Origin of the sequence: Umezawaea endophytica, assembly GCF_025061645.1 — a bacterium.
GTDB classification, from domain to species: Bacteria; Actinomycetota; Actinomycetes; order Mycobacteriales; family Pseudonocardiaceae; genus Umezawaea; species Umezawaea endophytica.
The window spans coordinates 354,986-379,100 of the sequence record NZ_JANYMP010000005.1 but is presented as its reverse complement, the minus strand read 5'-3'; the positions used below and the strand labels follow the sequence as shown (position 1 = coordinate 379,100).

Here is a 24,115-nt window from a genome sequence, read left to right as displayed (position 1 = left end):
TCGGCCGCGTGACGGGCCTGGTGCGCGCGGGTGGGACGCGTTTCCGGTCGGTTGCCGCGAGACGGACCGCTGCGGGCGTCGTGCTCGACGGCCTGGCGCGGATCGGGTCCGGTAGCTCGGCCGCGTGACGAACCTGGTGCGCGGGTGGGACGCGTTTGCGGTCGGTCGCCGGACCGCCGCGGGCGTCACCGGGTCAACTCGTCTCGCGCACCACCAGCCGGTGGGGGGCGGTGATGGAGCGCGGGGCCGCCGACTGGTCGGCCAGGAGGTCCAGGGCCAGTTCGGCGATGCGGTCCTTGTCCGGGGCGACCGTCGTGAGCGACGGAACGCTGAACCGGCCGTCCTCGACGTCGTCGAAGCCCACCAGCGCCAGCGATTCCGGCACCGCGACGCCGCGATCGGCCGCCGCCCGCAGCGCACCGAGCGCCAGCTCGTCGGTGAAGCAGAACACCGCGTCCGGCGGCCGGGGCGAGTCCAGCAGCCGCAGCATCGCCTCGTGGCCGTCGGCGCGGTGCAGGCTCCGCACCGCCACCTCGAGGTCCGGGTCGGCGGGCAGTCCCGCTCCGGCCAGCGCCGCCCGGTACCCGGTGAGCCGTTGGCGGGTGGTCGCGTACCGCGACTGCGGCTGGATGCCCATCGCGGCGATCCGCCTCCTGCCGCGCGCCAGCAGGTGTTCGGTGGCCTCACGGGCGGCCGTGACGTTGTCGATCGCGACGTGGTCGACGCCCGCGGTGCCGTCGTGCTCCCCGAGCAGCACCAGCGGGACGGTGTCGGTGCGGGCGGCCAGTTCCGCCGGGGCCACCGCCCACGGGCTGAACAGGACGCCGTCGACCAACTGGCTGCGCCTGCCGTGCAGCAGGTGGGTCTCGCGCTCGGCGTCGCCGTCGGTCTGGTCGATGAGCACCGTCAGCCCCCGCGCCCCGGCGACGCGCACCGTCCGCGCGGCGAGTTCGGCGTAGTACGGCGAGTCGATCTCCGGGATCACCAGCGCCACCAGCCCGGTCCGGCCGCGCCGCAGCGTCCGGGCGGCCATGTTCGGCCGGTAGCCGAGGGCCTCGATGCTCGCCCGCACCCGTTCGCGGGTCGCGGGCGCGACGTAGCGGAACTCGTTGACCACGTTCGAGACGGTGCGCACCGACACCCCGGCGTGCTCGGCCACGTCCCGCAGCTTCGGGTTCATCCCGCTCCTCCCGGTCCGTTGGAGCATAACCCTTGCAACGTGGCATGCCACGTTGCACACTGGGTTTGCCACGTTGCAAATCGCCGTACGGAGGCTGAGATGACCGCGCACCGAACCGCTCCCGCCCCGCTACCCGCCGAGGAACTCGCGGCGCTGACCGGCCGCCTCCACCAGGACGGCGTCATCGGGCTGCCCCAGGCGTTCACCCGCGAGTGGGTCCGGCGGTTGGACGAGGACATCGCCACGGCGTTCGCCGACGCGCGGGGGCGCGAGGGCGGCGCGGTGGGCCGCGGGCCGAACCGCTACTACGTCGAGATCCACCCCGAGCAGGTGAGGGGGTTCGTCGACCTGGTGTCCCACCCGTGGATCACCGCCGTCGCCGAGGCCGTGCTGGGCGCGGAGTACCGGATCGTCGAGGTCGGTTTCGACGTCCCGCTCGCGGGCGCGGTCGACCAGCCGTGGCACCGCGACTTCCCGATGCCCGAGGAGACCTCCCGCCACCGGAGGCTGAACTCGCTCGCGGTCAACGTGACCGCCGTCGACACCGAACCGGACATGGGGCCGTTCGAGATCGCGCCCGGCACGCACTGGGACGACGGCGCCGGGTTCGAGCACGGCATGTTCCCGCCCCGCGAGGCCTACCGGCGCTACCACGACCTCGCCGTGCGCAAGTTCCCGCGGATGGGCGACATCTCGATCCGCTCGGCGCTGACCGTCCACCGCGGCACCGCGAACCACTCCGCGAAGAGCCGCCCCGTCCTCGTACTGGGCCTCGACGGGCCGGGCGCGGACAACGGCGCCCGCCACGACACCGCCGTGACCCGCGAGTTCTGGGCGGCACTACCGGAAGCGGTGCGCGCCCACCTCGACTGCCCGATCGTGGACACCCTCCGGCCCATCACCCAGAAGCACACCATCGAGGGCCTGGTGATGGGCGCGTCCGACTAGCCGACGACGCGGAGGCGCGGCCTGAACAACCGGTTCCCGGTGAGGAGGGCGACCAGGACGAGCGCCACGGGGATCGCGAACCACCAGGAACCCCAGGTGCGGTACCCGATCCACGCCGTGGCCGCCGCGTAGACCAGGAAGCGCGGCAGCCCGCCGAACCCGAAGGCGAACAGCAGGGCGAACGCGGCCAGCAGCCACCACGGGCCGTGCGCGAGCAGGGTGGCGGCGGCACCCAGGACCGCGAGCACCGACGAGCAGCCCACGGTGAGCCACGGCACCTGGACGCAGCCGACGTTGGCGCCCATCTCCGTCCGCACGCGGGGAGGGCCGTCCTCCAGCCCCCGCAACGCCTCCTCCCGCATCTCGTCCTCGTTCACGGCACCTCCGGGCCGAGCGCCCCGATCCGGTGGGCGACCACCTCGCGTTCGCGCTGGGCGACCTGGTCGACGATCGCGGGCATCGCCTCGCGCAGCCCCTTCGCGACCACGACCAGGACCACGACACCGAAGGCGCACGCGACGGCCAACGCCCACCACGGCCCGACCGAGTACGCGATCACGCCCAGCACCACCAGCAGACCGGTCGCCCACACGCCGCCGCGCCACGACACGCGCTCCGGTTCGCGCGGGGTGTTCGACGTGTACCGGGGCGGGAGGTCCGCCTCGTAGACCGACCTCCCGGACTCCCCGGAGGCCAGCCGTTCCCGGTGCGGGTCGCCCGCCGCGCGGAACAGGTCGAGCGCGCGTTCCCGGTCGAGCGCGGCCTCGGCGTGGCGTCGGGCCCAGACGTGGACGCGGTTGCGCACCATCCTGGCGTCACCCTCGCCCTGCCGGTCGCCCCGTGCGGCGAAATCGTCGATCGTGCGGCCGAGCAGGGTGATCGCGGCGTCGAGCCGCCCGCGCCACGCCAGGAAGTACGCGTACCCGACCTCGGTCCTGGCGGCGTCGTCCTCGTGACCGTGGGAGCGGTAGACCGAGATCGCCGCCCCGTACGCCGCGGCCGCCGCGCGCGGACGACCCAGCATCGCCGTCGCCACGGCGACGTTGACCAGCGCACCGGCTTCCACGTCCGCCAGCCCGAGCCCGTGGGCCCGTTCGACGGCCTCCCGCAGGGCCTCCGTCGCGTCGAGCAGGTGGTTCGCGGCCAACAGGACGTAGCCGAGGGTCGACAGGGCCACGCACAGCTCGGCCTCGTCGAGCCCGCGCCACAGCTCCACCGCGGCACGCGTCTCGACGACCGCCTCGGCGGTCCGCGCGGCACCCAGCAACGCGATGGCGCGGCTCATCCGCACCTGTGCGACACCGCGGTCGTCGTGGCAGGCCCGCTGTGCTTCGTCGAACGTCGCGAACGCCTCGTCCCAGCGCTTCGCGCTCCGCAACGCGATGCCCAGCGTGATCAGGCCGTCGACGTCCGGGCGCAGCTCCACCACCCGTTGCAGCGCCACGATTCCCGCGTCGGTCCGGCCCGTGGAGCACAGCGCGTGGCCGACGCGGGTCAGCGCCGCCACCTCGGCCGCGGCGTCGCCGAGCCCGCGGGCCGCCGTGAGTCCATGCTCGGCGACGGCCACCCGCTCGGTGGTGTGGTGGCGGGCCGAGAGGAATGGGTCGAGCGCCGTCGCCAGCGCCAGCACCACGGGGTGGCGGCCCGCGCCAGCGGCGAGCGGGACGGCCGTCAGCAGGTTCGCGCGCTCGGCGTCGAGCCAGTGGTGGTCGGCGTCGGTGGCGGCTCGGGCGTAGTGCTCCAGCAACCGCGTGCGCGCCGCGTCGTCGTCGGGAACGCGGTGGCGCACGTAGTCGCGGATCAGGTCGTGCAGCACCCAGCGCCCGTTCACCCGCTGGAGCAGGTGCGTGTGGCGCAGCGTGCGCAGCCGCGGGCGAACCGCCTCGTCCTCGGCGAGCGCGACGGCCGCCTCCGTGCTCAGGTCGGGGCCGGGGTTGAGGGTCAGCAGGCCCAGCAGCCGCGCCGCGAGGGGGTCGCGGTTGAGGAGACGCCCCCAGGACAGGTCGAACGTGGCCGCGACCGCCTGTTCACCGCGGCGCAGCACGGTCACGGTCGACGCGGCCCGCTCCAGCTCGTCGGCCAGTTCGGCGAGCGGCTGGTCGGGGTCGTCGGCCAGCAGCGCGGCGGTGATCTCCACGGCGAGCGGCAGCCGCCCGCACAGCGCCACCAGCCTGGCCGCCCGCTCTGGCTCGGCGGTGACGCGGGTGTCGCCGGGGCAGCGCGCGGCGATCGACCGCTCCAGCAGCGCGAGCGCGTCGGCGTCGGTGAACAGGTCCAGTTCGAGCGTGCGCGCACCCGGCAGCGCGAACGTCTCGCGCGTGGTGACGACGGCCCGGTGCGCGCGGTGGCGGGGCAGCAGGTCGCGGACCTGGTCGCCGCTGGAAGCGTTGTCCAGCACCAGGAGCACGCGCCTGCCCTGGTGGGCGAGCCCGTCGAGCACCCGGTGGTAGGCGGCGGCCTGCTCGGGCTCGGTGGCGGGCACGGTGTCGTCGCGCACGCCCAACGCCCGCAGGAGCGGCCCGAACAGGGTGTGCGCGGCGACCCGGTGGCCGTCGGGGTCGTAACCGCGCAGGTCGACCAGGAACGCGCCGCCGGTGAACCAGCCCCGGTCCACCGCGACGGCGCCGACCCGCTTGCCCAGCGCGGTCTTGCCGACACCGCCCATGCCCGCCACGGCCGACACCACGACCACCTCGCCGGACCGCTCCGCCTCCAGTTCGCGCAGCAGCCTGGCCTGTTCGTCGACGCGGCCGACGAACAGCTCCGGCGCCGCCTCGCCCAGCCCCGCGAGAGGCGTCACGACCGCGGGCGGCCCCGGCGGCAGGTGCAGGTGCAACCCGCCCTCGATCCGCCCGGCCTGCACGATGACGGAGTTCTCGACCCGCCCCCCGACGGTGTTGCGGACGCGATCGTGGTCCACCATCGTTCCAGGGTGCCACGGCCCGCCCGCCAGGTCGACGCGCTTCTCCCGTCGTGGCACGAGAACGGGCGCACCGGTGTCGAGGTCACCTCCGCTCACGCCCGCGGCGGTCCTGCCTGCCGGTCGTGCCGACGGCCAGCCGGTAGGTGTCGACCACCGCCGCGGTGACCCGGTCCCAGGAGTAGCGGTCCCGCACGCGGTCGACGCCCGTCGCCGAGTAGAACTCCCGCCGCGTCGGGTCGTCGAGCAGGTGCCGCAGCGCGCGGCCGAGCGTGACCGGCGCGCCGGGCGGGACGAGGCTGCCGGTGAGCCCGTCCACGACGATGTCGGCCAGCGCGTCCACCGCGGACGCGATCACCGGGACGCCGCACGCCATGGCCCGCAGGGCGGCGACGCCCGACGGTTCGTGCCGCGGCACGTGCACGGCGACGTCGCAGGAGCGCAGCAGCGCGGGCAGGTCGTCCCGCTCGACCCGGCCGAGGAACCGGGTCCGGTCCGCCACGCGGTGGCGGCGCGCGTGGCGGACGAGCCGCCGCAACTCGGGGACGCCGTGCGGGGTCGGTGAGCGGAAGGGGCCGACGAACAGCAGTTCGACGTCGGGGACACCGGCCACGGCCTCGACGACGGTGTGGAAACCGTTGTGAGGCAGCAGATCGCCCAGCGCGATGGCCCGGCGCAGGGTGCCGCGGCGCGCCACGGGACCGTCGGGGCCGAACCTGTCGGTGTCGACGCCCCAGGGCACCAGCGACACCTTCGTCGCGGGCACCCGGTTGCGCACGAGCCCCCTCCTCTCGTCGCCGCTGGCCGCGATGACGTGGTCGGCGGCGAGAGCCATCAGCAGCTCCAGGTTCGCCCGCCCGCCGCCCTGGCCGCTCTCGCGCTCGACGGCGTGGAGGCCGTGCCGCTCGACGACCTTGAGCCCGTGGAAGGACTGCACGAGCGGCGCGCGGCACTCGTGGACCGCCAAGCCCGACAGCCACGAGTGGAGGTGGACGACGTCGGGGGCGTGGTCGTCCCACTGGCGGTCGAGGTAGGACGCGAACTCGTCCAGGCAGGACGGCAGCGCCTCCCGCGCCAGCGGGACGGGTGGCCCGGCGGGCACGCGCGAGAGCCGGTACCCGCGCCGGGTGCGCGCCACCACGGGCAGGTCGGGGGAGTCGCGGCGGACGTGGAGCGTGACCGCGTGACCCGAGCGGCTCAACGCGGCCGCGAGATCGGCGATGTGGGTCCGGTACTCCGCCGACTCCACCTCCCACGACGCGGCGACGAAGTCGATCTCCAGCGCCCGCGGCTCCGCGCGCGCCCCGGACGGCCCGGCGCGCGGGTTCGCGGTGGTCGGCCGGGCGGGCAGCCGGGAGACGATCTCGGCGGACACGTCGACCACGTCGAGGCCGGAGCGCCGGGCCAGGTCGGCCAGCCGCGTCCGCGCCCGCTCCTGGTCGAGCCCCAGGTCCGTCATGAGCACCGCCAGGGCCTGACCCACGACTCCACCCGCCAGGCCGCCCTCCGGGGCCGTCCCGGCGTCGTGGCGCCCCACGGAGGAGGTGACCAGCCGCAGCGGGACGCCGCGCCGTCGGCACTCCTGGCCGAACGCCAGCAGCGCCGTGACGCCCGCGGCGGTCAGCAGCCGTGCACCGGTCAGGTCCACCACGATGGCGCTCGGCTCCGCCACCAGCCGGTGAGCGCGGCGCAGGCTCTCGGTGAGGAGGCGGACCGCGGCCGGACCCACCTCACCCGCCACCGCCACCACGACTTCGGCGCCGGGACTCACCGACAGGTCCACGTGCAGCACGGCGGCCCCCCGTCGCTCCTGATGACGTCGGCTGAGACGACCGGTCGGCCACGGTTGGCTGCTCAATCGCACCGGACACCAGTCATATCACCGCCGGTGATCCTCTTCATGCAGGTCAACGCGCTCCACCCGGATGGGTGCATACCCCGTCGCCCGCCGCGGCTACACGAGGTCGAGGCGCCCCAGCGTTTCCGCCGAACCGGGGTAGCGCTCCGCGGTCAGGTAGCGGGTGCCGCGCAGGTTGCCGTTGACGACGTGGCGCACCACCGAGAGGAACGCGGACGTCCGCTCGTCGTCGGGACCCGCGTGCTCGACCAGGTCGCGTTCGGCGGCGCGGAACCTCAGCACGAGCGCGTTGTGGTCGAGGACGGCCTGGTGGACGGCCTCCTCCACCGAGCCCGTGCCGTCGTGCGCGAGCACGACGGTGTTGATGTCGACCAGGGCGTCGGGGGAGTCGGGAGGTGTGCCGTCTGCACGCAGCGAGCCCAGGTCGTTGGCGAGGACGACGACGCGGATCGCGAGGTCCAGCAGGTCCTCGCTCGCGGTCTCAGGGACGCGGGCGCCCAGCAGCGACAGCCAGCAGAACACCAGGCACGAGACGAAGATCGTGTCCTTGCGGAGCGCGTGGTAGCCCTCCGGGGTGAGCGTCCGTACGTCGACGTCCTGCTCCCGGCGCGTGCTGTCCGCCCACGCGCGGAGCGCCGGGACGAGGTCGTCGACGTCGCAGCCGAGTTTGTCGAGGTCCGCGAGCAGGGACGTCCAGCAGGCGGCCGCCTCGTTGCCGACGGCCCCCTCGCCCGTGTCGAGGAAGCGGACGAGGTCGTCGAGCCGCTCGGCCGGGCCGTCGTCGACGAGGAAGAACAGCAGGCAGCACTTGGCCGCCACGAGCGCCTGCTCGTCCGACGCGTGGGGCGGTGCGCAGAACGCGCTGAAGGTGGCCGCGGCGAAGCTCTGGCCGATGTGCTCGCCCGGCCCTGTCGGACAGGTGCAGTGGGCGGTCGACCACCGGACCAGGTGGTCGAACAGGACGCTGTGGGCGTTGTCGGCGAAGCGGGATTCGACGGGTCTCAAGCGGTTCCTCCGAGCGCGGTGCCTCGAACCGGAGCCCCCAGCAGGGCCCGGACGGCGAACAAAGTGGTGATCAGCGGCGAGCCGAAGCAGAGGTCGAACCTGCCCATCCGGTAGTACGGGGCGGCGGGCCAGGAGCCGTCGTCCCGTTGACCGCGCACGAGCGCCCGCCCCCACTCGTCGAGTTGGTCGGCAGGGGCTCCCGCGGCCCGCCCGGCGATCAGCGCCAGCGCCAGGGACAGCGGGTTGTCGGGTGTCCGCGCTGTCGCGATCCGGCGGGCGAGAGCACCGCGGAACGACCGGGCGTGGGGCTCGAACCCGTCGCAGAGCCGGGAGACGGCGAAGAGGAACGCGGTGGGGTCGGGGTAGTAGCGCGTTCCGCCCAGGGGCTCGGACGAGCCGAGGTGCGCGCCGACGTGGCGCGCGGTGGCCTCCAGGACGTCGGCGCCCTCGTCCCAGGCGCCGGATTCCCGTGCCAGGGAAAGGGTGTACAGGGCGTTGGCGCACACCACGGCGTCGTGCTTGAGGCCGCGCCGCGGCGCCGAGGGTTCCACGGCGTCGTCCCAGTACACCAGGACGACGTTCGGCCGGAGCCCCTCCCGAGCGGCCGACGGCGGGGCCGCGGCCCGCACGAGTTCCCTCGCGGCCTCGGCCAGGTCCGCCCTGGACTGCCTGCCGTGCTCGTACAGGCCCGCGGCCGACAGCGCGGTGCAGTCGGTGTCGGCGGCGAACTCCGGGACGTCCACGAAGTAGCCGTACCTGTTCCGCCGACGGCACAGCGCGATCCTCTCCGCGAACAGGTCGAGGAGTTCGGCGGGCACCACCGGGTCCCGCCGGTCGGCCAGCGCCAGGCCGATCATGGCGGCGAACGCGTCGGCCCCGAGGTCGAAACCGGGGTCGACGCCGACGGTCCGCCGGAGGTGCGCCCGCACCGCCGACCGGGGGACGACGTGGCGGAACCCGGCGTCCGGCGACGCCAGCACCGAGAGGTGGTCGGCCGGGCTGTCCGCCACCTCCTCCAGGTAGGCGCGCGCTCGTTTCAGGGACAGGGAAGCAGGGGCTGACGTCGACAGTTCCACTGAGGTGGGTCACCCGATCCGCTTCAGGGTGGCCGTCGACCTCCGCGGGCTCAGGACGAAGGAGGCCGACGACCGGACCTCCACGCAGTGGTCGGGTTCCAGGTCCCAGGTCGGGATGATCCGGGCCAGTGCGAGGGTCATCTCGGTCACCGCGAACACGTCGCCGATGCACTTGCGCGGCCCGAAACCGAACGCCAGCAACGAGTCCCGGTCCTGTTTGGCCTGCTCCGCCCAGCGGTCCGGGTCGAACGACCCCGCCTCCGGGAACGCGTCCTCCCGCTGGTGCAGGAGGTAGGGGCTGAGCAGGATCGCGGAACCCGCCTCGACCGGGTGGCCCGCGAGTTCGGTGTCCACGGTGGCGTTCCTGGTCAGCAGCCACACGGGAGGGTGCAGCCGCAGGCTCTCGGCGATGACCTGGCCGGTGTACCGCAGGCGCGGCAGGTCGTCGGCGCTCGCCCGCCTGCCTGCGAGCACGACGTCCATCTCCTCCCGCACCCGGCGGTAGACCTCGGGGCGGCGCATCAGCTCCGTCATGGTCCAGGCCAGCGAGGCCGCGGTGGTGTCCATGGCCGCCAGGAAGAAGACGGTGACCTCGTCGTGCACGTCGGTGTTGGTGATCGGCGGGGACGTCCCGTCCGGCGTCCCGTCGGACTCCGCGTTGAGCAGCACCGAGAGCAGGTCGCCGCGGTTCACGCCGTGCCGCCGGTACTCGTCGACGATCCGGTCGACGACCACCCGCAGCCGGGCGTTCGCCCGCTGGTAGCGGAGGTTCCCGGCGGTGGGCAGCCTGTTCAGGGCGGACGGGGTGACGATGCGCCGGAACACCCCGTTCATGATCGTTATCGAGTCGCGCAGGGTGCGGCTGATGATCCACTCGGGCTGCATGTGGGAGAACATCGTCAGCAGGCCGACGCGGGCCGTGACCAGCTTCATCTGCTCGTAGAGGTCGATCCGGTCGCCGTCGTGCCAGGAGTCCATCACGGTGTCGACCTGGTCCAGGATCACCCTGGTGTACTCCGGGAAGCGGGCGGAGTGGAACGCGGGCTGGACCATCCGCCGACGCGTGCGGTGGCTGTCCCGGTCCATGACGACCATCGACCGGTGCCCGGTGACCTCCTTGATGAGGTCGAACATCGGGCCGCCCTTGTCGAAGACGCGATCGTGGCGGAACACGTGCCTGGCGAGTTCCGGGTCGCAGACGGCGATGGTCTTGAACGGTCCGAGGTCCACCCTCAGCAGATCGCCCGCGTTCGCCGTCGACCTCAGGAACAGCAGCGGGTCGCGGAGCAGCGCGCCGCTGTGCCCCAGCAGGGGGACGGCCCCTGGGGCGCGGGGGATCTCGGTGCTCGACATCGGTGTCCTCTTGTCGATCGGCAGCGGGCACGCGGATCCGCGTCAGCCGATCGGCTGTGGGGGGTAAAACGATTCAAATTCGGAGCCTATGGATAGGGGTGTGGAGCGTCAAGCCACAACCGGCGCCGAGGAAATAGTGGCGAATAAGTGACACTGCGTATCGGTGATGGTCGATTGACGTCCCACGTCACGCGGCTGTCCGGTTCTGTCCTCTTGGTGTGAATGTTGATGTTTAGCGAATTTTGTCTTCTTCGCGCTTTGCTGGATGGTGTGCGGAGAGTAATCCTTGACGGCGGTCGAGTGGTGGTTGACGCTGAGTTGGAACGTTTTATTTCCGCCTGCGCACAAGGGAGTGCCGTGAGAAGCGAAACGACCACTTCCCGCCCTCGTCCCGTCCTGAGTGGACGATGAAAGCCCTCGGCGCGTTGGCGTTGGTCGGAGCCCTGCTGGCGGGCCTCGCTCCCGCGCACGCGGGACCGGCGGGGGAGCGGGCGGTGACCCTGGTCAACCAGGACCGGGCCGGGAACGCGGCGATCCGGTTCGACGTGAACGGCGACGCGATCGACGCCCACGACGGTCAGGTCCAGCGGTTCGGCGACACCTACTACCTCTACGGCACGTCCTACGGCTGCGGTTTCGAGTGGAACACCCCGAGCGCGCCGTTCTGCGGGTTCGTGTCGTACTCCTCCCCGGACCTGGTGACGTGGACCCCGCGCGGCCCGCTGTTCGACGCGCGGGGCGAGGTCTGGCAGACCCGGTGCGACGGCGGGACCTACGGCTGCTTCCGCCCGCACGTCGTGCGCAACAGCGCGACCGGCCGGTACGTGCTGTGGATCAACACCTACGACAACGGCGTCGGCTACCGGGTCTTCACCTCGACCAGCCCGACGTCGGGGTTCACCGAGGTCGCCGTGCCGGACCTCGGCCCGGCGGAAGGGCCCGCGGGCGGCGTGAACTACGGCGACCACCAGGTCTTCGTGGACGACGACGGTTCGGCGTACCTGGCGTTCACGGACTGGCGGCGCGGTGGCGACCTGGTCGTCGAGGAACTGGACCCCACCTACACCACGGGCACCGGGCGGTGGAGCCGCGTGGGCATCCGCGGCACCGAGGCGCCGACGATCTTCAAGCGGGACGGCCGCTACTACCTCACCTACTCCGATCCGAACCGGGGCTACCGGACCACCGGCACGGGGTTCGTCACCGCGGCGAACCCGCTCGGGCCGTGGACCGGCAAGGGCGTCGTGCCGGACGCTTGGTCCGCCTCCGGCGGCGCGCTGCGGATCGACGGCGGTGACGTGGGGCTGAGCCGGGACGGCGAGTCGTGGCGGGACTACGCGGTCACCGCGACGGTCACGCCCGAACCGGCCCGCGGTGGGAACTACGGGCAGGTGGGCCTCGTCGTGCGCTCGTCGACCGCGGGCGACTACCGGTGGCTGATCGGCAACTACCCGCACGCGGGCGCGACCGGCGGCAACCTGACCAAGCTCGTGCCGGGCAAGCCCGCCGTGACGGTGCCGCTCCCGATGGCGATCACCACCGGTCAGCGGTACGAGGTCAGGATCGAGGTCGAAGGCCCCACGATCAGGACGTGGATCGACGGACGGCTGGTCGACACCACCACGGACTCGACGAGCGCCACCGGACGCGTCGGCTTCCGCCAGTACGACGGCGAACGCGCGAGCGTGGACGCCATCTCGGTGGTCGCCCCGGACGGGCAGGTGCTGCTGAGCGACGACTTCTCCGGCGACCTCGCCCGGTGGGACACCCCCGGCGCGCTGATCACCGGCACCAACATCACGACCACGTCGTGCGGCGGGCAGCCGACCGACGTGCTGCGGATCGCCACCCGGTCCGGCCCGGTGTTCCTGTACCAGTCGGACGTGTGGATGGACGGCAAGGCGAACGAGTCGCTCGCCAAGCACTACTGGCAGCCGCTGTCGTTCGACGAGGCTGGAGCGATCCGGCCGATCGAGTGCGGCGCCTCCTACAACGTCACCGTCCCGGTAGGACGGTCGACGCCCCCGCGCACGCCCGCCGTGTCCACCGGGCACAACGGGTACCGCACGCACTGGGACGTCAGCGGCGGGCTGGCCAGGGCGCAGACCTTCACGGTGCCGAAGGCCGGACGGCTGACCGAGGTCCGGTTCACCAGCTTCCAGACCGACTACCCGGACGCCGGTCTGGTGCTGGAGCTGAAACGGGTGCGCGACGGTTCGCCCGCCGAGACGGTGGCGTCGACGCAGGTCCCTCGCGACCAGGTGTCCTGGGCGGCGCGCTGGGTACCACTGCGCCTCCTCACCCCGCTCGCGGTGCGGCCCGGTGAGCAGTTCGCCCTGGTGGTCCGGACCACGGCCACGAAGGGCTCGTACGGCCTCGCTTACACCGACACCGAGCCGTACGCCGGTGGTAAGGCGCTGATCAGCCGGGACTCGGGCGCGAGCTGGCAGACCGAACCCGGCCGAACGCTGCACCTGGAGGCCGAGATCCGCTAGGCCGGGGCGTCCTCAGGGCACGAGGATGATCTTGCCGAGGGTGGTTCGGGTGGAGGACTCGGAGAGTGCCATGGCGGCCGCCGTGTCAGTGAGGGGGTAGCGGGCGGCGATCTTCGCGGTGAGGACGCCGTCGCGCAGCAGGGTGAAGACGTGGGTGAGGTCGGTGTGGACCCGTGCGCGGAACGCGTCGCGCTTGGGGGAGTCGGGCTTGCCGGAGCCCGACCAGACGTCGTAGAAGCTCGCGTGCTTCTTGGTGGGGAGGTAGTTCCAGAACGCGAGCTTGGTCAGCACGTTGAGGAAGCTGAGGACCACGGGGGTGGTGTCGTCGAGCTTGCTGGCGATGCTGTAGCAGATCAGGGTTCCGGTGCTGTTGAGCAGTCGGTAGGAGGGGGCGGTGTTGGCGCCGCCGAGGTGGTCGAAGACGGCGTCGACACCGTCGGGGGCGAGTTCGCGGACGCGGGCGGACAGGTCGGGGTCGTGGTAGTCGACGGGGTCGACGCCCAGTGCGCGCAGTGCTTCGTGGTGGCGTGGGCTCGCCGTGCCGATGACGCGGGCGCCCACGTGGCGGGCGAGTTGGGCGAGCAGGGTGCCGACGCCGCCGCTGACGCCGGTGACGAGCACGGTCTGCCCGGCCTGGACCTTGGCCACGTGGTGGAGCATCTGGTAGGCGGTGAGCCCGTTGACGGTGACCGTCTCGGCGTCCTCGGCGCTGACCCCGTCGGGCACGGGGACCAGGTCGGCGGCGGGGAGCAGGACGGCGGTGGCCCAGGCACCGGTCTTGGTCAGCGCGGCGACGCGCCTGCCGATCAGCGTGGTGTCCCCACCGGGGCCGACGGCCTGGACGGTGCCGACGAGGTCGTAGCCGGGGACGAACGGGAACGCGGGTTGGCCGAAGTAGCGGCCACGGCGCATGGCGCTCTCGGCGAACGAGACCGCGGTCGCTTCGACGCGGACCAGGGCCTGGCCGATGCCGGGCGGGGGCAGGGGGCGTTGGGTGGGGCGCAGTCCGCTGGGGGCGACCTTGCCGGGCAGCACGATCTCGGTCGTGGTGATGGTGGTGGTGTCGGGCATGGTCGGCTCCTCGGGCAGTGGGCGACGGTGCGTCGCTCTGTTAATGGTCGTAACTATGCGGCGATGTGTCATGGTGTGTCAACCCGTTGCTCGGGTGGCGGCGGCCTGCGTGGCGGCACGAGTCGTTGGGTCGAGCGCTGCGGCGCCGGTTGATCAGCTCCGCGCGCTGGCGGGTTCGTCATGCGCTGAAACGTTTCAGGACTCTTGGCGGCAGTCGCGACAAGGTGGGGGTGCTGCCACCTCGGCTGATACGTGGTGTGTCCGCAGGTTTCGGTCAACAATCTTGACCCGAGTGACGCAGGTCATATACCGTGGCCGGGTCAGCGAATGAATCGTTTCAATCGATCTTGGCGACCGTAGGTGTCCGTTCCCCCTGATTCCAGAACTGTCCACGCGGGAGTCGAGGAACCATGCAGGATCCACATCAGGTCCGCGTCGTGACGACCGCCGGTGAGCTACGGCTTCCACGGCGTCGCGTGCTCGCGCTCACCGCCGCGGCGGCGCTGGTCGCCGGGGTGTCGGCGGCGGGTGGGCGGTCGACCGCGAGCGCCGCTCCCGAGGCGGGGGAAGGGTTCCCGGCCGCTCGGTTCACCGATCCGCGTCCGGACAGCCGACCGACGGTCCTCTGGTTCTGGAACGGCACCGTCACCACCGACCTCGTGGCCGCCCAACTCGCCGACCTGCGCGCGCAGGGCGTGTTCGAGGTGCTGGTGTTCCCCTTCGACACCTCGGCACTCCGACCGCGGTTCTTCACCGAGGACTGGTTCACCCTCATCGAGTTCACGCTCCGCGAGGCGCAGCGGCACGGCACGCACCTGTGGCTGTTCAACGACGACTTCTTCCCCAGCGGCCGTGGCGGCGGGTTCGTGGTCAACGGTGGGAAGGTCGGCGACCGGGTCTACCCGCCGCGGCCGGACCTTGGCGTCAAGGGCGTCGGCCGGGAGACCGTGGTCGTGACGGGTGCGGGGCCGGTGCCGCTGGTCAGCCGAGGACTGTCCGTTTCGGACGGACGGCTGCTGGTGGACGCGAGTGCTCGCAACGGGATCACGCTGCTCCGCGCGGGCGCGGACTGGCAGGACTACGCCGTGGTGGCCGAGGTCCGGGTGGACCGCGGCACCGCCGGTCTGGTGGTGCGCGCTCGCGACGAGGCGAACGGGATCCTCGCGGACCTGCGCCGCGACGGCGCGGTGGACGTCTGGCGGCAGGTCGACGGCGCGTTCACCCTCGTGCGCGGGGGCGTGCCGGTCGAGGGGTTCGACCCCGCCGTCGACCACGTGCTGGAGGTCGAGGTCCGAGGGGACCGGATCGTCCCGTCGGTGGACGGCGTGGCGCAGCCCGCGGTCGTCGACGGCACGTACGCGACCGGACGGGTCGGCGTGCGGGCGGTCGCCGACCAGCGGTCGTCGTGGGACGGACTGACCGTCGTCGACGCGGCCGGTCGCACGCTGTTCGCCGACGGGTTCGACTCGCCTGCCGCCCTGGACGCCTTCGCCCTGCCCGCCGCCGTTCCGCCGGTCGCCGCGACGGCCAGGCCGGAGGGGGCGGCGGACGTCGCCTCGGTCATCGACCTGACGGACCTGGCCCGCGGCGCCGGGGTGTGGAACGCCCCGGCGGGCCGGTGGCGGGTGGACCTGTTCACCCTCCGGCCGCTGGGCGGCGACGCGGGCCACACCTACCTCGACCTGCTCGACGACGAGGCCGTGGACCTGTTCCTCGACGTGGTGCCCGGCGAGTACCTGCGCAGGTTCCCCTGGGCCGTGGGCGGGGTGCTGCGCGGGTTCGCCGACGACGAACCGTTCCTCGCCTCGGCCGACGCGCACTTCGCCGCCGTGCCGTGGTCCCGGTCGCTGGACGCCGAGCTGTCCCGGTCGGGTGTGACGCCGGGGATCGCGCTGGCCGCCGTGCACGACGAGCTGGGACCGGACGGCCTGCGGCTGCGCGGGGTGTTCTGGCGTGCCGTGTCCGACCGCTTCGCCTCGGCCTACCACCGCCGCCAGGGCGAGTGGATGGCCGGTCACGGGCTGCGGTTCATCTCCAACCCGCTGTGGGACGAGTACGGGCCGGGGGAGCAGGTCAGGAGTTCGGGCAACCTGAACACCACCAACCAGTGGGCGCAGGTCCCCGGCACCGATCTGATCTTCGACCACTTCCAGCGCGGTCACCACCGCACGCTGTCCAGGTGGCCCGCGAGCACCGCGCACCAGCTCGGCCTGGAACGGGTGTACCTGGAGGCGATGGGCGGGGCGGGCTGGCAGGTCACCCCGGCGTTCACGCGGGAGGTGGTCGGGGCGTTCGCCGTGCGCGGGGTGAACCACACGCTGCTGCACGCCAGGTTCACCGACTCGGACCAGATCGTCTACCCGCCGCCGTTCCAGCCGGTCAACCCGTGGTGGGACGTCTCCGCGCCGCTGAACGACTGGATCGGCCGCCTGATGGAGGCGTGCCGCACGCCCGCGATGGCGCGCACCGCCCTGGTGCAGCCGCAACGGGCGGTCGAGACCTTCCAGGACACCGCGACGCTCGCGCCGATCGACGAGGCGTTCACGGGCGCCGCACACGCGTTGGAGGACGTCCAGGTCGATTTCGACTTCGTCGACGAGGGCGCGCTGGACGCGGACCCCGCGCTCGTCGCGCACGCCCGGCCGAGCGGGTCCGCGCTCGCGCTGGGCAAGCAGCGCTACCGGGTCGTCGTGCTGCCGTGGACGCCGGTGCTGGCCCTGGGCGCGGTGTCGGTGTTGACCCGGTTCGTCCGCGGCGGCGGGACCCTCGTCGTCATCGGTGAGTTGCCCACCCGTGAGGCCGGGGGACGGCACGCCGACCTGCGCCGCGCGCTGGACGCGCTGTTCACCGGTCCGCGCAAAGCGATCCGCGCGGCCGATCCGATGGCTGCCGCCGCTGCGGTGGTCGCGGCGGGCGCCGCCGCGGTCTCGTTGAGCCCGCCGATGGCGGACGTCCGGGTGCTCCGGCTGGAACGTGGCCGCGAGCGCGCCTTCGTGCTCATGAACGAGCGCGACGCGGCCGTCGACGTCACCGCCACGTTCCCCGCGACCGGGGTTCCGGAGGTCTGGGACCCGGACAGCGGCACCGCGACGACGGCGGGCGTGTGGCGGTCGGCTCCGTTCACCGGCGAGCCCGACGGCGGCACCGCGGTAGTGCTGCGGCTGGAACCGAAGGCGACTCTGCTGGTGGTGTTCCGCGTGGGGCGGGAACCGGCGCACGCCGTGTCCGCGACGGCACCGGTGGAACGGGTGCGCGTCGACGGCGGGAAGGTCCGCGCCACGGTGCGGGTGACCGCGCCCGGCCCTGTCACGGTCGTCGCGACCGCGGGCCGTCGTCGGCACCGGGGCACGGTGACCGTGACGGACCCGCTCACCCCCGTTCCGCTCGACGGTGACTGGGGGTTCCGCTTCGACCGGGAGGGCGCGGGCACCACCCGCCGACCACTGGGTTCCTGGACCGATGTGGACAGTGCCCACTCGGGCTCCGCCTGGTACGACAGGGAGTTCACGCTCGACGCCGCGGTGTTCGCCAGGCGCCGCTGGGCGCTGGACCTCGGTGTGGTGCACGACGTGGCCCAGGTCGAGGTCAACGGCTCCGCGGTCGGGTCGAGGCTCTGGGCGCCGTACCGGGTCGACGTCACGGCGCTGCTGCGGCCCGGCCCCAACCTCGTGCGCGTCCGGGTCACCAACACCGGGGCCAACACCCGTGGCCAGGTGCTCCCGTCCGGACTGGTCGGCCCGGTGCTCCTGCGCCCGGAACGGCTCGTCGACATCGCGCTGGCCCCCGAGGGCTGAGGGCAGGACATCCGGAAGGCGTCAGCGCGGAACACCGAGAACCGAAAGAGGCGACAACGATGTCCCGAATCCTCACCGCAGCCGTCACCGCCCTCCTCGCGGTCGGGCTGACCGCGTGCGGCGGCACGACGAAGAACAACGCGGGCGACGCCGCGCCGGGTGCCGCGTCGGGCACCGCGGGAGCCGACCCCGGCGCGCCGCTGCGGGAGGGCGTGAAGATGGCCTTCCTGCCGAAGCAGTTGAACAACCCGTACTCCGACATCGAGGTCGGCGGAGGGGAGGCGGCGCTCCAGGAGCTCAAGGGCGAGTACAAGCTCGTCGGCCCCAACGACGCCAGCGCCTCGTCACAGGTCAGCTACATCAACACGCTCGTCCAGCAGCAGCAGGACGTCATCGGCATCGCCGCGAACGACCCGAACGCGGTGTGCCCGTCGCTCAAGCGGGCGCGCTCCTCGGGCGTCAAGGTCGTCGCGTTCGACTCCGACGCGGCGAAGGACTGCCGCGACGTGTTCATCAACCAGGCCACCACCCAGGGCATCGGTGACAAGCTGGTGGAGATGGTCTCGAAGCTCGCCGGTGGGTCCGGTGAGATCGCGATCCTGTCGGCGACACCGAACGCCACCAACCAGAACGCGTGGATCGAGGTGGTGAAGGCGGGTCTCGCCAAGCCGGAGAACGCCGGGCTGAAGCTGGTGAAGATCGCCTACGGCAACGACGACGACCTGAAGTCGTTCCAGGAGACCCAGGGCCTGCTGCTGTCGTACCCGAACCTGAAGGTGATCGTGTCGCCGACCACCGTCGGCATCTCGGCCGCGGCGCGCTACATCAGCTCCTCGGGCTCCAAGGGCAAGGTCGCGCTGACCGGTCTCGGCACGCCGAACCAGATGCGCGAGTACGTCAAGGACGGCACGGTGACGCAGTTCGCGTTGTGGAACCCGGCGGACATCGGCTACCTCGCCGCGCAGGCGGGCGTCGCGCTCAAGTCGGGGCGGATCACCGGTGCCCAGGGGGAGAAGTTCACCGCGGGCAAGCTCGGCGAGTACACCATCGGCGAGAGCGGTGAGATCGTCCTCGGCCCGCCGACCGTGTTCGACAGCGCGAACATCGACAAGTTCGACTTCTGACCGGTCGCTCGGCGGTGTGCACGGTGGATTCCCTGCGGTGAAAGGACTTGTCGTGACCGAAGCGCTCGAGGTGCCCGCCGGGCTCGACCGGATCACCACGCGCCGGACCAGGGTCGGGCTGGTCTCCGGTGGGCTCGGCGCGTACTGGCCGCAGTTCCCCGACCTGCTGCCGGGGCTGCGGCGGTCCGCGGCCGAGGTGTCCGCGCGGCTCGGCGGGATGGACTGCGAGGTCGTCGACGTCGGCTTCATCTCCGACGAACGGGACGGCGCCGCGGCGGCCGACCGGCTGCGGGTGGCCGACTGCGACCTGATCATCGGCTTCCTCACCACGTACATGACCGCGTCGATGCTGGTGCCGGTCGCCCAGCGGTCCGGTTCCCCGGTGCTGCTGATCAACCTCCAGCCCACCGAGGTGATGGACCACGCGACCTTCGACACCGGGGCGTGGCTGGCCTACTGCGGGGCGTGCCCGCTGCCCGAGATGGCCAACGCGTTCCGGCGCTGCGGCGTGGAGTTCCGCTCGGTGTCGGGACACCTGGCCGACGAGCGGGCCTGGACGAAGATCGGGCGGTGGATCAGGGCCGCGGGCGTGCGAGCGGCGTTGCGGCACGGCAGGCACGGCCTGCTCGGCCACCTCTACCCCGGCATGATGGACGTCGCCACCGACCCGACCCTGGTGAGCGCCCAGTTCGGCGGGCACGTGGAGGTGCTGGAGATCGACGACGTGCGGGTCAGGGTCGAGCAGGTCACCGACGCCGAGACCGAGGCCCGTGCCGCGCTCGCCCGCGAGGTGTTCACCGTGGACTCCTCGGTCGTGGCGGAGGACCTCGACTGGGCGGCCAGGGTGTCGGTCGCGCTCGACCGGCTGGTCGCCGACTTCTCGCTGGACTCGCTGGCCTACTACCACCGCGGCCTCGACGGGGAGACGCACGAACGCGTCGGCGCGGGCCTGATCCTGGGATCGTCCCTGCTGACCGCCCGCGGTGTTCCTGCCTGCGGCGAGTACGAGCTGCGCACGTCGCTGGCCATGCTGGTCATGGACCGGCTCGGGGTCGGCGGCTCGTTCACGGAACTCCAGGCGCTGAACTTCCGGGACGGCGTCGTGGAGATGGGGCACGACGGACCGGCGCACCTGGCCATCAGCGAGGGCAGACCGCTGCTGCGCGGGCTGGACGTCCTGCACGGCAAGCGGGGCTGGGGCGTGTCGGTCGAGTTCGACGTCACGCACGGCCCGGTCACCACGTTCGGGCTCGGCCAGGACCGGGACGGCACGTTCACCATGATCGCGTCGGAGGGCACCGTCGTCCCCGGTCCGCTGCTGCGGATCGGCAACACCACCTCCAGGGTGGACTTCGGCTGCGACCCCGCCGACTGGGTCGACGAGTGGTCCGCCTCCGGCGCCTCCCACCACTGGGCGCTGGGCACCGGGCACCGGGTGGCGGACCTGACCGCCGTCGCCGACCTCCTCGGGGTGGAGTTGACGGTCGTCCAACCGTGATCCCCCGGCAGGGTCAGGGTTTGCGCCCCACGGCACCGAAACCGGGGAACCGGTCGGCGTCGTCCTCCAGGTCGTCCACCGAGTCCGGCCGCCACAGCGGCAGGCGCTGCACGCCCGGCTCGACCAGGTCGAAACCGTCGAACAGCGCGGTGACCTCCGCCCGGCTGCGGAAGTTCATCGGCGTGACGTTGCTGTCGTAGTTGGTGCGCGACCAGTCGAAGCCGGGCCGGTCCTCCGGGTCGAACCCGGCGTGCGACACCGCGAGGTAGCTGCCGGAGGGGAGGTGGTCGCGGTAGTGGGCCAGGATCGCGCCTGGCTGGTCGGAGTCCGCGACGAAGTGCAGCAGCGCCACCGAGAGCAGGCCGATCGGCTCGGTGAAGTCCAGGTGGTCGCGCACCTCCGGCGCGGCCAGCACCTCCGCGGGCTCGCGCACGTCGGCCAGCAGCACCCGCACCCGCTGGTCGCCGTCGAGGATGGCGCGGCTGTGCGCGACGGCGACCGGGTCGATGTCGACGTAGACCACCCGCGCGGTCGGGTCGACCTGCCGGACGATCTCGTGCACGTTGCCCACCGTGGGGATGCCCGAACCCAGGTCGAGGAACTGCCGCACGCCGACGCCGAGCAGGTAGCGCACCGCCTTGCGGAGGAAGCCGCGGTTGGCCGCGCTCACCTGCCGCAGCATCGGCATCACCGCCAGCGCCGCGTCGGCCGCCACCCGGTCGGCCTCGAAGTTGTGGGCGCCACCGAGCCAGTAGTCGTACACCCGCGCCACGCTCGGCCGGGTGGGGTCGATGCTCTCGGGTGCCCAGGCGGGCCTCCGCACGTCGCTCACCGGTTCTCCTCACAGCCTCGCGCACCGGTCGCGGGGGGCCCGGTCGTCGGCGACCATCATCCGGTACCGGGCCGAACGGTCAAGCGTTCGCCCGCCACCTCCGCGACGCGCCTGCCCCCGGTGGTGTCTAGGGTTCAGGGCGTCGTCGCCGAGGGTTCGGAGGTGGGGCCGTGACGGGGAGGAAGACCTTCCTGATCGCCGGGGTGGGTGGTGGTCTCGGACTGGCGTTCGCCGAGCGGGCCCTGAGCGTCGGCCACCGCGTCGTGGGCGTCGTCCGCAGGCCCGAGCAGGTCGCGGAGTTCGAGGCGCTGGGTCCCGGTCTGGCGTTCGCGCGCGTGCTGGACATCGGGTCGGCGACCGGGATCGAACCCGCGATCAGGTCCGTCGAGGAGGACATCGCGCCGATCGACGTCCTGGTCGCGGGCACGGACCACGGGCAGGCCACGGTGGACGACCTCCGCAGGCAGCGCGACATCGACGTGTTCGGGACGGTCGCGGTCGTGAAGGCCGTCCTGCCCGGTATGCGGCTGCGGCGCGCCGGGACCGTCGTCGTCGTGACCCCCGAAGCGACGTCGTCCTACCACGGCAGCAAGTTCGCGCTGGTGGGCATCATGCTGTCCCTGGCGACCGAGGTGGCCCCGTTCGGCGTCCGCGTCACGGCGGCCGGGCCGGAGGCGTTGCGCGCCGCCTGGTCGGACGGCGTGCTGGAGTCCGCCGACGGGCCGCTGGCGCTCGGCACGGGCATCATCCCGGAGACCCCGCTCGCCTAGTGGCGCTACGGGCGTGACCGCACGGCGAGGTACACGGCCCGAACGGCGAGCGTGCGCTCCACCTGCTCGACCACGGGCGCGAAGAACTGCTGACGGTGCTCGGCGTCGCTCATCGAGATCACCGCGAAGTACATGCTGCCGAACGCCGCGAACAGGGTCGCGTTGCGCAGCAGCGCCACCGGCACGTCCGGCAGCCACCTCGCGTACGCCACCGGCCCGCCGATCCACTGCTCCGCGGTCTCCGGCAGCACCACGATCAGGCCGAGCACCACGAAGAAGCCGAACAGCGCGAGACCGACCACCGCCGCCTGCACGAGCTGGCGCATCGCGAGCATCAGCAGCAGGTTGCGCAACTGGGCGCCGGTGAGCTTGCGCGCTTCCACCGGCTCGTCCAACGACACCTCGGCCAGCGGGGTGCCCCGGCACGCTGCGGACAGCACCGACGGGCTCAGGTCGTGCTCCACCCTGCCGATCTCCTCGCGCAGGCGGGCGGCCGCGGCGAGCACCGTGATCGCCACGAACAGCGCGACGATCAGACCGAGCCGGGACCAGCCGAGCCGGTTCATCGCCTGCCACAGCTCGCCGGTGAAGAACAGGAAGAGCGTCACGAACAGCAGCGGCGGCAACGCCCGGCCCAACAGGGTCACGCTGTGCCGCAGGTCCTCCAGCGTGTGCCGGATGGCGGCCTTCAGCAGCGACGGCAGCCCGTAGGTGACGGCGAGCCACGTCGCGGCGAAGATCCCGGCGAAGAAGAGGGCCAACTGCACGGGATCGCTGTCCGGGGTGTCCTCGACGGCCTCTTGCAGCACCGGCACCACGACCGGCACCAGCGCGTAGCCGACGAGGACCGCGATCGTGCGGTTGCGGGTGAACACGGGCATCCGCCGCACGAACAGCGACAGCAGCGTCGACACGACCACCGTGCTCGTCAGGACCACGGCGAGCAGCACCCACCGCCCGTAGCCCGCGGCGCCCAGCGGCACCAGCCAGACCAGGCTGGAGATCGCGACGAACGCGAGCGTCGGCAGCATCCGGAGCAGCACGTGCGAGAGGAACCCGTAGCCCTCGATCATCGTCGGCGCGCCCTGCCGGACGAACCACTGCTCGGTCCGCCGCACCAGGAGCCGTGACGCCGTCATGCGCGTGATCATCCCCCACCCGCGGACGGCGTGCCCACACCGACGAGGGGCACGCCGTCCACGACGGTCACGGGATCAGCAGCAGCTTTCCCGTGGTGGCGCGCGATTCGATGTCGGTGTGGGCACGTGCCGCCTCGGCCAGCGGGTAGCGGGCACCGATCCGGACGGCCAGGTCACCCTTCTCGACGAGCGCGAACAGTTCGGTGGTGCGGGCCGCGAAGTCCCCAGGGGCGCGGACGTGGTCCTCGGTCGTGGGGTAGGTGACCCGGACGCTGCGGGGCAGCCGGTTCATCCGAATGGTCGGTACGTCGCCGATCAGCGGCCCGTAGAACACCAGCGTGCCGTGCGTGCGCAGCACCTGGAGCGAGGCGTCGAACGTGGTCGCGCCCGCGCCGTCGAATACCGCGTGCACGCCCTCGCCGCCGGTCAGCTCCAGCACCGGGTCGGCGAACGCGCCGCCGGTGGAGACCAGGACGTGGTCGGCGCCCGCGGTGGCGGCGATCCCGACCTTCTCCGGCCGCGACACCAGCCCGATCACGGTGGCGCCCTGCGCCTTGGCGAGCTGGGTGATGAGCAGCCCGACCCCGCCCGCGGCGGCGTGCACGAGCACGACCTCCCCGGACCGCACCTGGTGGGAGACGGTGGTGAAGTGGTGCGCCGACAGCCCTTGGACGACCAGGGCCGCGGCCGTCTCGTCGTCGACGGCGTCGGGCACCGCGACCACCCAGTTCTCCGGGACCACGACCTGTTCGGCGTAACTGCCGTGGTTCATGGTCATCCACGCGACGCGGTCACCCGGCGTGACCCCGCGCACGCCGTCGCCCACCTCCGCGACCACGCCCGCGCCTTCCAAGCCCGGCACCTCGGCCGAGGCCGAGGTGCGGATGGCGGTGTCGAAGAAGTTCACCCCCGCCGCGCGGACGTCCACGAGGACTTCTCCCGGTCCGGCAACGGGTGTGGGCCGCTCGCGCAGCTCCAGCACGTCCGGTCCGCCTGCTCCGTCGATCACGATCGCTCTCATGCGGCCAAGGTATTTTCGGCAAAATGTACCC

Annotated in this window: 17 protein-coding genes; 6 read left to right on the top strand and 11 right to left on the bottom strand. The window is 72.6% G+C overall.

The window, feature by feature from the left end:
* Nucleotides 1-193 precede the first annotated feature (193 nt).
* Entirely contained in the window at nt 194-1,180 is a 987-nt protein-coding gene (locus NZH93_RS13845) for a LacI family DNA-binding transcriptional regulator (RefSeq protein ID WP_259623446.1), read from the bottom strand.
* A gap of 99 nt (nt 1,181-1,279) precedes the next feature.
* On the opposite strand from NZH93_RS13845, the gene NZH93_RS13840 reads away from it, so the two are divergent.
* Nucleotides 1,280-2,128 carry a phytanoyl-CoA dioxygenase family protein gene (locus NZH93_RS13840; protein ID WP_259623445.1) on the top strand — a complete coding sequence of 283 codons (849 nt, stop codon included), beginning with the start codon at nt 1,280-1,282 and terminating at the stop codon, nt 2,126-2,128.
* Here the strand turns inward: NZH93_RS13840 and NZH93_RS13835 are convergent.
* The 6 genes from NZH93_RS13835 to NZH93_RS13810 all read right to left on the bottom strand — a co-directional run bounded on the left by NZH93_RS13835 (nt 2,125) and on the right by NZH93_RS13810 (nt 10,340).
* Nucleotides 2,125-2,505 carry a hypothetical protein gene (locus NZH93_RS13835; protein ID WP_259623444.1) on the bottom strand — a complete coding sequence of 127 codons (381 nt, stop codon included), beginning with the start codon at nt 2,503-2,505 and terminating at the stop codon, nt 2,125-2,127. The two genes, NZH93_RS13840 and NZH93_RS13835, sit on opposite strands and share 4 nt — an antisense overlap.
* Complete coding sequence (locus NZH93_RS13830) at nt 2,502-5,051, bottom strand: ATP-binding protein (RefSeq protein WP_259623443.1); 2,550 nt, start codon at nt 5,049-5,051, stop codon at nt 2,502-2,504. Before NZH93_RS13830 ends, NZH93_RS13835 begins: the two co-directional genes overlap by 4 nt.
* 82 nt (nt 5,052-5,133) lie before the next feature.
* Entirely contained in the window at nt 5,134-6,840 is a 1,707-nt protein-coding gene (locus NZH93_RS13825; RefSeq protein ID WP_259623442.1) for a glycosyltransferase, read from the bottom strand.
* Nucleotides 6,841-7,002: 162 nt separating this feature from the next.
* Entirely contained in the window at nt 7,003-7,911 is a 909-nt protein-coding gene (locus tag NZH93_RS13820) for an isoprenoid biosynthesis enzyme family protein (RefSeq protein WP_259623441.1), read from the bottom strand.
* Nucleotides 7,908-8,987 carry a hypothetical protein gene (locus NZH93_RS13815; RefSeq protein ID WP_259623440.1) on the bottom strand — a complete coding sequence of 360 codons (1,080 nt, stop codon included), beginning with the start codon at nt 8,985-8,987 and terminating at the stop codon, nt 7,908-7,910. Before NZH93_RS13815 ends, NZH93_RS13820 begins: the two co-directional genes overlap by 4 nt.
* 9 nt (nt 8,988-8,996) lie before the next feature.
* Nucleotides 8,997-10,340 (bottom strand): cytochrome P450, encoded by a 1,344-nt coding sequence (locus NZH93_RS13810; protein WP_259623439.1) that lies wholly within the window; start codon nt 10,338-10,340, stop codon nt 8,997-8,999.
* 407 nt (nt 10,341-10,747) lie between these two features.
* Between NZH93_RS13810 and NZH93_RS13805 the strand changes: the two genes are divergently transcribed.
* Nucleotides 10,748-12,835 carry a family 43 glycosylhydrolase gene (locus NZH93_RS13805; RefSeq protein ID WP_259623438.1) on the top strand — a complete coding sequence of 696 codons (2,088 nt, stop codon included), beginning with the start codon at nt 10,748-10,750 and terminating at the stop codon, nt 12,833-12,835.
* A gap of 12 nt (nt 12,836-12,847) precedes the next feature.
* On the opposite strand, the gene NZH93_RS13800 is transcribed toward NZH93_RS13805, so the two are convergent.
* Nucleotides 12,848-13,906 carry a medium chain dehydrogenase/reductase family protein gene (locus tag NZH93_RS13800; RefSeq protein ID WP_259623437.1) on the bottom strand — a complete coding sequence of 353 codons (1,059 nt, stop codon included), beginning with the start codon at nt 13,904-13,906 and terminating at the stop codon, nt 12,848-12,850.
* A 410-nt stretch (nt 13,907-14,316) separates the two neighbouring features.
* Here NZH93_RS13800 and NZH93_RS13795 point away from each other — a divergent pair, with 410 nt between their 5' ends.
* From NZH93_RS13795 to NZH93_RS13785, 3 genes are read left to right on the top strand one after another with little or no spacing between them, the layout of a single operon-like run.
* A complete protein-coding gene (locus NZH93_RS13795; RefSeq protein WP_259623436.1) occupies nt 14,317-17,700 on the top strand; it encodes a glycosylhydrolase-like jelly roll fold domain-containing protein in 3,384 nt (1,127 codons plus the stop codon).
* A 59-nt stretch (nt 17,701-17,759) separates the two neighbouring features.
* Entirely contained in the window at nt 17,760-18,824 is a 1,065-nt protein-coding gene (gene rhaS, locus NZH93_RS13790) for a rhamnose ABC transporter substrate-binding protein (RefSeq protein ID WP_259623435.1), read from the top strand.
* Nucleotides 18,825-18,876: 52 nt separating this feature from the next.
* A complete protein-coding gene (locus tag NZH93_RS13785) occupies nt 18,877-20,322 on the top strand; it encodes an L-fucose/L-arabinose isomerase family protein (protein ID WP_259623434.1) in 1,446 nt (481 codons plus the stop codon).
* A gap of 13 nt (nt 20,323-20,335) precedes the next feature.
* Here the strand turns inward: NZH93_RS13785 and NZH93_RS13780 are convergent, their stop codons facing one another.
* Nucleotides 20,336-21,154, bottom strand: coding sequence for an SAM-dependent methyltransferase (locus tag NZH93_RS13780; RefSeq protein ID WP_259623433.1), 819 nt, complete (start codon nt 21,152-21,154; stop codon nt 20,336-20,338).
* Between the two features lie 170 nt (nt 21,155-21,324).
* Between NZH93_RS13780 and NZH93_RS13775 the strand changes: the two genes are divergently transcribed.
* Nucleotides 21,325-21,924 carry an SDR family NAD(P)-dependent oxidoreductase gene (locus NZH93_RS13775; protein WP_259623432.1) on the top strand — a complete coding sequence of 200 codons (600 nt, stop codon included), beginning with the start codon at nt 21,325-21,327 and terminating at the stop codon, nt 21,922-21,924.
* A gap of 5 nt (nt 21,925-21,929) precedes the next feature.
* Here the strand turns inward: NZH93_RS13775 and NZH93_RS13770 are convergent, their stop codons facing one another.
* Together NZH93_RS13770 and NZH93_RS13765 are read right to left on the bottom strand one after the other, a co-directional pair.
* Nucleotides 21,930-23,063, bottom strand: coding sequence for a hypothetical protein (locus NZH93_RS13770; protein ID WP_259623431.1), 1,134 nt, complete (start codon nt 23,061-23,063; stop codon nt 21,930-21,932).
* Between the two features lie 67 nt (nt 23,064-23,130).
* Nucleotides 23,131-24,084 carry a quinone oxidoreductase family protein gene (locus tag NZH93_RS13765; RefSeq protein ID WP_259623430.1) on the bottom strand — a complete coding sequence of 318 codons (954 nt, stop codon included), beginning with the start codon at nt 24,082-24,084 and terminating at the stop codon, nt 23,131-23,133.
* Nucleotides 24,085-24,115 lie beyond the last annotated feature (31 nt).

Coding starts and splice junctions, on each gene's coding strand:
- NZH93_RS13845 (WP_259623446.1), bottom strand. CDS start 1,180: ATGAACCCGAAGCTGCGGGACGTGGCCGAGCACGCCGGGGTGTCGGTG.
- NZH93_RS13840 (WP_259623445.1), top strand. CDS start 1,280: ATGACCGCGCACCGAACCGCTCCCGCCCCGCTACCCGCCGAGGAACTC.
- NZH93_RS13830 (WP_259623443.1), bottom strand. CDS start 5,051: ATGGTGGACCACGATCGCGTCCGCAACACCGTCGGGGGGCGGGTCGAG.
- NZH93_RS13810 (WP_259623439.1), bottom strand. CDS start 10,340: ATGTCGAGCACCGAGATCCCCCGCGCCCCAGGGGCCGTCCCCCTGCTG.
- NZH93_RS13805 (WP_259623438.1), top strand. CDS start 10,748: ATGAAAGCCCTCGGCGCGTTGGCGTTGGTCGGAGCCCTGCTGGCGGGC.
- NZH93_RS13800 (WP_259623437.1), bottom strand. CDS start 13,906: ATGCCCGACACCACCACCATCACCACGACCGAGATCGTGCTGCCCGGC.
- NZH93_RS13795 (WP_259623436.1), top strand. CDS start 14,317: ATGCAGGATCCACATCAGGTCCGCGTCGTGACGACCGCCGGTGAGCTA.
- rhaS (WP_259623435.1), top strand. CDS start 17,760: ATGTCCCGAATCCTCACCGCAGCCGTCACCGCCCTCCTCGCGGTCGGG.
- NZH93_RS13770 (WP_259623431.1), bottom strand. CDS start 23,063: ATGACGGCGTCACGGCTCCTGGTGCGGCGGACCGAGCAGTGGTTCGTC.
- NZH93_RS13765 (WP_259623430.1), bottom strand. CDS start 24,084: ATGAGAGCGATCGTGATCGACGGAGCAGGCGGACCGGACGTGCTGGAG.